Genomic DNA, 5,966 nt, shown 5'->3' on the forward strand with positions numbered 1-5,966 from the left:
GGGGTGGGGGTTAGTGGCGGAAGGGGCCGGTGATCTCGTAGGTGATGCCGCCGTTGCCGGTGGAGTTGCCGGTGGTGCCGCGCTGGGAGGAGAAGTAGAGGCGGGTGCCGTCCGGCGAGAAGGCAGGGCCGGTGATCTCCGAGCCGGAGTGGCCGAGCAGGCGCAGGAACGGAGTCACCACCCCCGCCGGGGTGATCAGGTTGATCTCCATGTTGCCGCCGTCCTCGGCCACGTAGAGGTCACCGCCGGCGGTGCCGGTGATGTTGTCCACCCCGGTCAGCGGGGCGGCGCCGGCGGGCACCAGCGAGTCGTCGTACGCCAGGTCGAGGCGCTGGTTGACCGCGTCGTACGCCCAGACCCGATTGTCGCCCTTGGTGGTGAACCAGCAGGTCCCCCGGTCGTACCAGCAGCCCTCGCCGCCGTCGAAGTGCTTCGCCGCGCCGACCTGGTGCCGGGTGGGGATCGGGAACCCGTCCCGGTCCGGGACGTCCCGCCAGGTCACCGGCCCGGCCACCTGGTCGGCCGGGGCGCAGAGCACCTGCACCCGACCGGTGCGCAGGTCACCCCAGGTATCCGGGATGAACCGGTAGAAGCAGCCGTCGCCCTCGTCCTCGGTCAGGTAGACCACCCGCCGGTCCGGGTCACAGGCCGCCGCCTCGTGGGTGAACCGGCCCATCCGGGTACGCTCCTCGGCACTGCGGCTGCCGTCCGGCCAGGTCTCGAAGACCCGCCCGAGCGGCACCTCCTCGCAGGAGAGCCAGGTGCCCCAGGGGGTGGCGCCACCGGCGCAGTTGACGTTGGTGCCGCCCAGGATCCGGTACGCCGCCGCGATCGTGCCGTCGGCCAGGAAGCGCACCGCGGACGCGCCGCCGACCAGCGGGATCTCCGAGTTGGACACGTAGATCCAGCCGTCCCCGGCCGGGAAGCAGGCGCCGCCGTCGGGCGCCCAGTGCCACAGGTACCAGGTGCCGGCGACCCGCTGCCCGGAGCGGGCGATCACCCGGCTGGTGAAGCCGGCGGGCAACTGGATGCCGTTGCCGTCGGGGGCGAGCAGTTCCCCGTACGGGCCGGGGCCGGGCTGTGCGGGGGCGGCGAGCGCGGCACCAGCCCAGAGGCTGCCGGAGAAGGCGGCGGCCCCGCCGGCGACGGTGGCGCGCAGGACGGTGCGACGGTCCATCGGAGAACCTCCCGGAGATGGTCGATGTCCCGTCGACGCTAGGGCCGACGGGACATCGACGGAAGCCACTACCCGATGAACGCGGGATGACGGGTCTGCCGGGCGGTCGGCTCCGGCTCGGCGGTCTCCCGGATCCCGAAGCGGCGCCAGAGCCGGTCCAGCGGCCCCGGCAGCCACCAGTTCCACCGGCCGAGCAGCCGCATGGTCGCCGGCACCAGCAGCGCGCGGACCAGCGTCGCGTCCACCACGATCGCCACGATCATGCCGACCCCGATCAGCTTGATGTACGACATGCCGCCGGTGGCGAAGCCGGCCACCACGATGATCAGCAGCAGCGCGGCGGCGGTGATGATCCGGCCGGTGTGCTGCAGGCCGCCGGCCACCGCCCGGGTGTTGTCGCCGGAGCGGTCCCACTCCTCGCGCACCCGGGAGAGCAGGAACACCTCGTAGTCGGTGGCCAGCCCGAAGAGCACGGCGAGCATCAGGATCGGGTTGCTCGGCTCGATGAACCCGGTCGCGGTGAAGCCCAGCAGGTCGGCGAGGTGCCCGTCCTGGAAGATCCACACCACCACGCCGAACGAGGCGCCGATCGAGACCAGGTTCATCAGCACCGCCTTGACCGGCAGCACCACCGAGCCGAAGGCGAGGAAGAGCAGCAGCATGGTCGCGGCGGCCATCAGCAGGGCCATCCAGGGCAGCCGGGCGCCGAGGCTGTCCAGTAGGTCCCGGTCGGCGCCGGGGCGGCCACCGACCAGGACCTCCGCCCCGGCCGGCGGCGGCAGGTCGCGCAGCGCCCGGAGCACGCCCTGGGCCACCTCGCCGGTCGGCTCGCCGGGGTAGGTCACCGTCAGCAGGGTGGAGCTGCCCCGGCTGGCCGCCACCTGCACCCCGGTCACCCCGGGCACCGCGGCCACCCGGTCGGCGAACGGGCGCACCGCGTCGGCGTCCGCCCCGGAGACCAGCACGTCGATCGGCGCCACGGTGGCGCCGGGGAACTCCGCGGCGATCCGCTCGGAGACCACCCGGGGCGCGGCGCCCGCCGGCAGTACGCGCTCGTCGAAGCCGCCGAAGGAGATCCGCAGGAACGGCGCGGCGAGCAGGGCCAGCAGCAGGGTCACCCCGACCAGGTAACGCACCGGACGGCGCATCACGCTCCGCGCGATCCGGGCCCAGGCGCCGCCGACCTCCCCCATCGCCGGCCGCCCACCCCGCGCCCGACGCCGCGACGGCAGCGGTACGCGCAGCGCGTCGATCCGGCGGCCGAGCACCGCGAGCAGGGCCGGCAGCACGGTCAGCGCGGCGAGCATGGCGACCAGCACGGCGGCCATCCCACCGAGACCCATCGAGCGCAGGAACGCCTGCGGGAAGATCAGCAGGCTGGCCATGGCGAGCGCGATGGTGAACCCGGAGACCAGCACGGTCCGCCCGGCGGTGGTCATGGTGCGGCGGATCGCGGTGGCGGTGTCGTGCCCGCCGGCCAGTTCCTCCCGGAACCGGCTGACCACGAAGAGCGCGTAATCGACCGCCATGCCGAGGCCGATCAGCGTGATGACGTTGATGGCGAAGATCGACACGTCGGTGAACATGTTGACCAGCCGGACGGCGACGAACCCGCCGAGGATGGCCAGCCCGCCGATCAGCAGCGGGGTGGAGGCCGCCACCAGCCCGCCGAAGATCAGCACGAGCAGCACCAGCAGCACCGGCATGGAGAGCAGCTCGGCCCGGGTGATGTCCTCGGTTGTCTGCCGGTTCACCTCGTGCAGGAAGGCCACCGTCCCGCCCACCTCGGTCCGTACGCCCGGCGCGTCGAGGGCCGGCCGCAGCTCCTCGTACGCGGCGGTCTTGCCGTCCTCGTCGCCGGCCCGTAGCTGGACCAGCGCGTAGGTGGCCCGCCGGTCGGCGGCGAGCAGGGCCGGCACCTGGGTGTCGTACCAGGTGGTGACGGAGCTGACCGCGGGATGCTCGCGCAGCCGGTCGGCGGTGGCGGCCACCGGGTCACGGAACGTGGGCTGATCGGCGGTCACCGTGTCGCTGGACCAGAGCACGATCAGGTCGACGCCCTGCGGCCCCAGCTCGTCGGTGATCCGTTCGGCGGCCCGGCTCGACTCGCTCGCCGGGTCGTCGAACCCGCCCCCGGTGAGCTGCCCGAAGACGCCAGCTCCCCAGGTCGATCCGACCGCGACCAGCACCACGGCGGCGGCGAGCACCGCCCAACGCAGCCGCACCACCATCTGTCCCCACCAGGCGAACATTCGCCTCTCCCTCCATCGGCGGTTAAGCTGTAACCATCGCTTATTTGGGTGAACGCTGTTAACTATCGCAACGGCGTTCGCATTGGTCAAGGGGGTTAGCCGGATGACCGCACCCACCCGACGGGAACGCCTGCGCACGGCTACCGCCACCGAGATCAAGGACGGCGCACGACGGCTGTTGGTGACCGGCGGCGTCGACGCGATCTCACTGCGGGCCATCGCCCGGGACATGGGCATGACGGCGCCGGCCATCTACCGCTACTTCCCCAGCCTGGAGGCGCTGGTCGCGGCGCTCGCCGGCGACCTCTACGACGAGCTGCGGCTGCGGCTGGAGGCAACCCGGGACGACGCCGGGGCCGAGCCGGTCGACCAGTTGCTCGCCATGTGCCGCGCCTTCCGCGCCTGGTCGGTGGCGCACCCCGCCGAGTTCGGGCTGATCTTCGGCGCCCCCAGCCCCGGGCTGGACGGCTTCGTCGACGACTGCGTCGACCCCGACCACCCCGGCGCCCGGTTCGGCGCGGTCTTCGTACAGCCGATCATCGACCTCTGGCACCGGTCCCCGTTCCCCACCCCGCCCGCCGAGCTGCTCCGGCAACAACTGGGCGGGCGGCTGGAGCCGCTGCGGCTCAGCCACGGCGAGGTGCCGATCGAGGTCGCATACGCCTTCCTCTCCGGCTGGACCCGGCTCTACGGGCTGGTCGCCATGGAGGTCTTCCGCCAGCTCACCTGGGCGGTCACCGAGGCCGAAGCGCTGTTCGAACTGGAGCTGGCGATGTTCACCGCCCAGCTCGGCGGAGGGGCTGACCAGGCCGGAGGCGGGCAGTAGGCTCCCGCGACATGAGTGAGCTGCCCGTCCGCGCCGACGTCGTGATCGTCGGCTCCGGTCACAACGGCCTGGTCTCCGCCATCCTGCTGGCCCGCGCCGGCCTGGACGTGCTGGTGCTGGAGGCCGCCGACGTGATCGGCGGAGCCACCCGCACCGAGAACCCGTTCCGCACGGTGCCCGGGCTGCGCCACTCCACCGGCTCGTACCTGCTCGGGCTGATGCCGCCGGAACTGCTGGCCACGCTCGACGTCCGCATCCCCGTGCTGCGCCGCGACCCGCACTACTTCCTGCCCACCCCGGGCGGGGCCGGCTCGCCGTACCTCCTCTTCGGCAGCGACACCGCCGCCACCCGCCGGCAACTCGCCGACGTCTTCTCCCCGGCCGACGCGGCCGCCGACGACGCCCTGCAGGCCGAGCTGGCCGCGCTGCGTTCCGACCTCGCGCCGGGCTGGCTCGCCGAGCCGCTGCCCGTGGACCAGACCGCGGAGCGGTACGTCCGTCCGGCGCTGCGGCAGGTCTTCGTGGACCTGGTCCGCGGCTCGGTCGCCGACTACCTGGCCCGCTTCGACTTCCGCTCCGAGCTGCTGATCAGCATGTACGCCGTCACCGACGGCCTGAGCGGGCTCAACGCCGGGCCGGACGACCCGGGCACCGGGCACAACTTCCTGGTGCACAACATGTGCCGGCTGCCCGGCTCCGGGGGCACCTGGATGATCGCGCAGGGTGGCATGGGCACCGTCTCGCGGACGTTCGCCGACGCCGCCCGGGCCGCCGGGGCGACGATCCTGACCGGCACGCCGGTCAGCGCGATCACCCTGGCCGGCGGCGCGGCCAGCGGAGTTGTGCTCGCCGACGGGCGGGAGGTGGCCGCCCGGGTGGTGCTCGGCGCGTGCGACCCGTACCGGCTGATGGAGCTGCTACCCGACGGCGCGCTCCCGGCGCCGCTGACCGAGCGGATGGCGGCGGCCCGCCGCCCCGGCACCACCCTGAAGCTCAACCTCGCGCTGACCGGGCTGCCCCGCTTCTCGTGCCTGCCGCAGGGGGCGCCCAGCCCGTTCGGCTCGACCATCCACCTGCTCCCCGGCTCGGCGTCGCTGGCCGGCGGGGGCGGCGCGTCGCCGATGGCGGCGCTGCGCGCGATGTGGGCCGACGTCCGGGCGGGTCGGCTGCCCGCCGAGCCGACCATCGAGTGGTACCTGCACACCACCGTCGACCCGTCGCTCTCCGACGGCCGGGGGCACCACTCGTCCGCCCTCTTCGTCCAGTCCGTGCCCTACGAGCTGGCCGGCACCACCTGGGACGAGGCGCTGCCCGGGTACGTGGACCGGCTGGTCGGCATCTGCGAGCGGTACGCGCCGGGCACCGGCGACCTGATCGCGGAGGCGGTGCCGCTGCCACCGCCCGGCATCGAAGCCCACTTCGGCATCACCGGCGGGCATATCCACCACGTCGACAACACCGTCTCGTTCACCGACCGGATGCCCTACGCCACCGGCGTGGACGGCGTCTACGCCGGCAGTGCCGGCTGCCACCCGGCCGGCAGCGTCATCGGCGCCGCCGGCCACAACGCCGCCCGCCGCATCCTCACCGACCTGAACCACTGACCCTCCCCTTTCCCAGTTGATCGAGAGGTTATTGCCGTCCGGCGGCGTGTCGCGACGACAACTTCATGATCAACGGGTTGTCGGGGGGTTAGGGGGTGGCGCCGGAC

4 protein-coding genes are annotated in these 5,966 nt (G+C 73.2%); 2 read left to right on the plus strand and 2 right to left on the minus strand.

All coding sequences use genetic code 11. From position 1 onward, the window contains the following. Positions 1 to 10 precede the first annotated feature (10 nt). Together C1I99_RS28285 and C1I99_RS28290 are read right to left on the minus strand one after the other, a co-directional pair. Positions 11 to 1,177 carry an alkaline phosphatase PhoX gene (locus C1I99_RS28285; RefSeq protein ID WP_111137256.1) on the minus strand — a complete coding sequence of 389 codons (1,167 nt, stop codon included), beginning with the start codon at positions 1,175 to 1,177 and terminating at the stop codon, positions 11 to 13. Positions 1,178 to 1,245: 68 nt separating this feature from the next. Then, a complete protein-coding gene (locus C1I99_RS28290) occupies positions 1,246 to 3,429 on the minus strand; it encodes an MMPL family transporter (protein WP_111137257.1) in 2,184 nt (727 codons plus the stop codon). A gap of 103 nt (positions 3,430 to 3,532) precedes the next feature. Between C1I99_RS28290 and C1I99_RS28295 the strand changes: the two genes are divergently transcribed. Together C1I99_RS28295 and C1I99_RS28300 are read left to right on the plus strand one after the other, a co-directional pair. After that, complete coding sequence (locus C1I99_RS28295; RefSeq protein WP_111137258.1) at positions 3,533 to 4,255, plus strand: TetR/AcrR family transcriptional regulator; 723 nt, start codon at positions 3,533 to 3,535, stop codon at positions 4,253 to 4,255. Between the two features lie 11 nt (positions 4,256 to 4,266). Then, positions 4,267 to 5,859 (plus strand): phytoene desaturase family protein, encoded by a 1,593-nt coding sequence (locus tag C1I99_RS28300; protein WP_111137259.1) that lies wholly within the window; start codon positions 4,267 to 4,269, stop codon positions 5,857 to 5,859. The last annotated feature ends 107 nt before the right edge of the window (positions 5,860 to 5,966 follow it).

Source organism: Micromonospora deserti (assembly GCF_003236335.1).
Classification (GTDB): domain Bacteria; phylum Actinomycetota; class Actinomycetes; order Mycobacteriales; family Micromonosporaceae; genus Micromonospora; species Micromonospora deserti.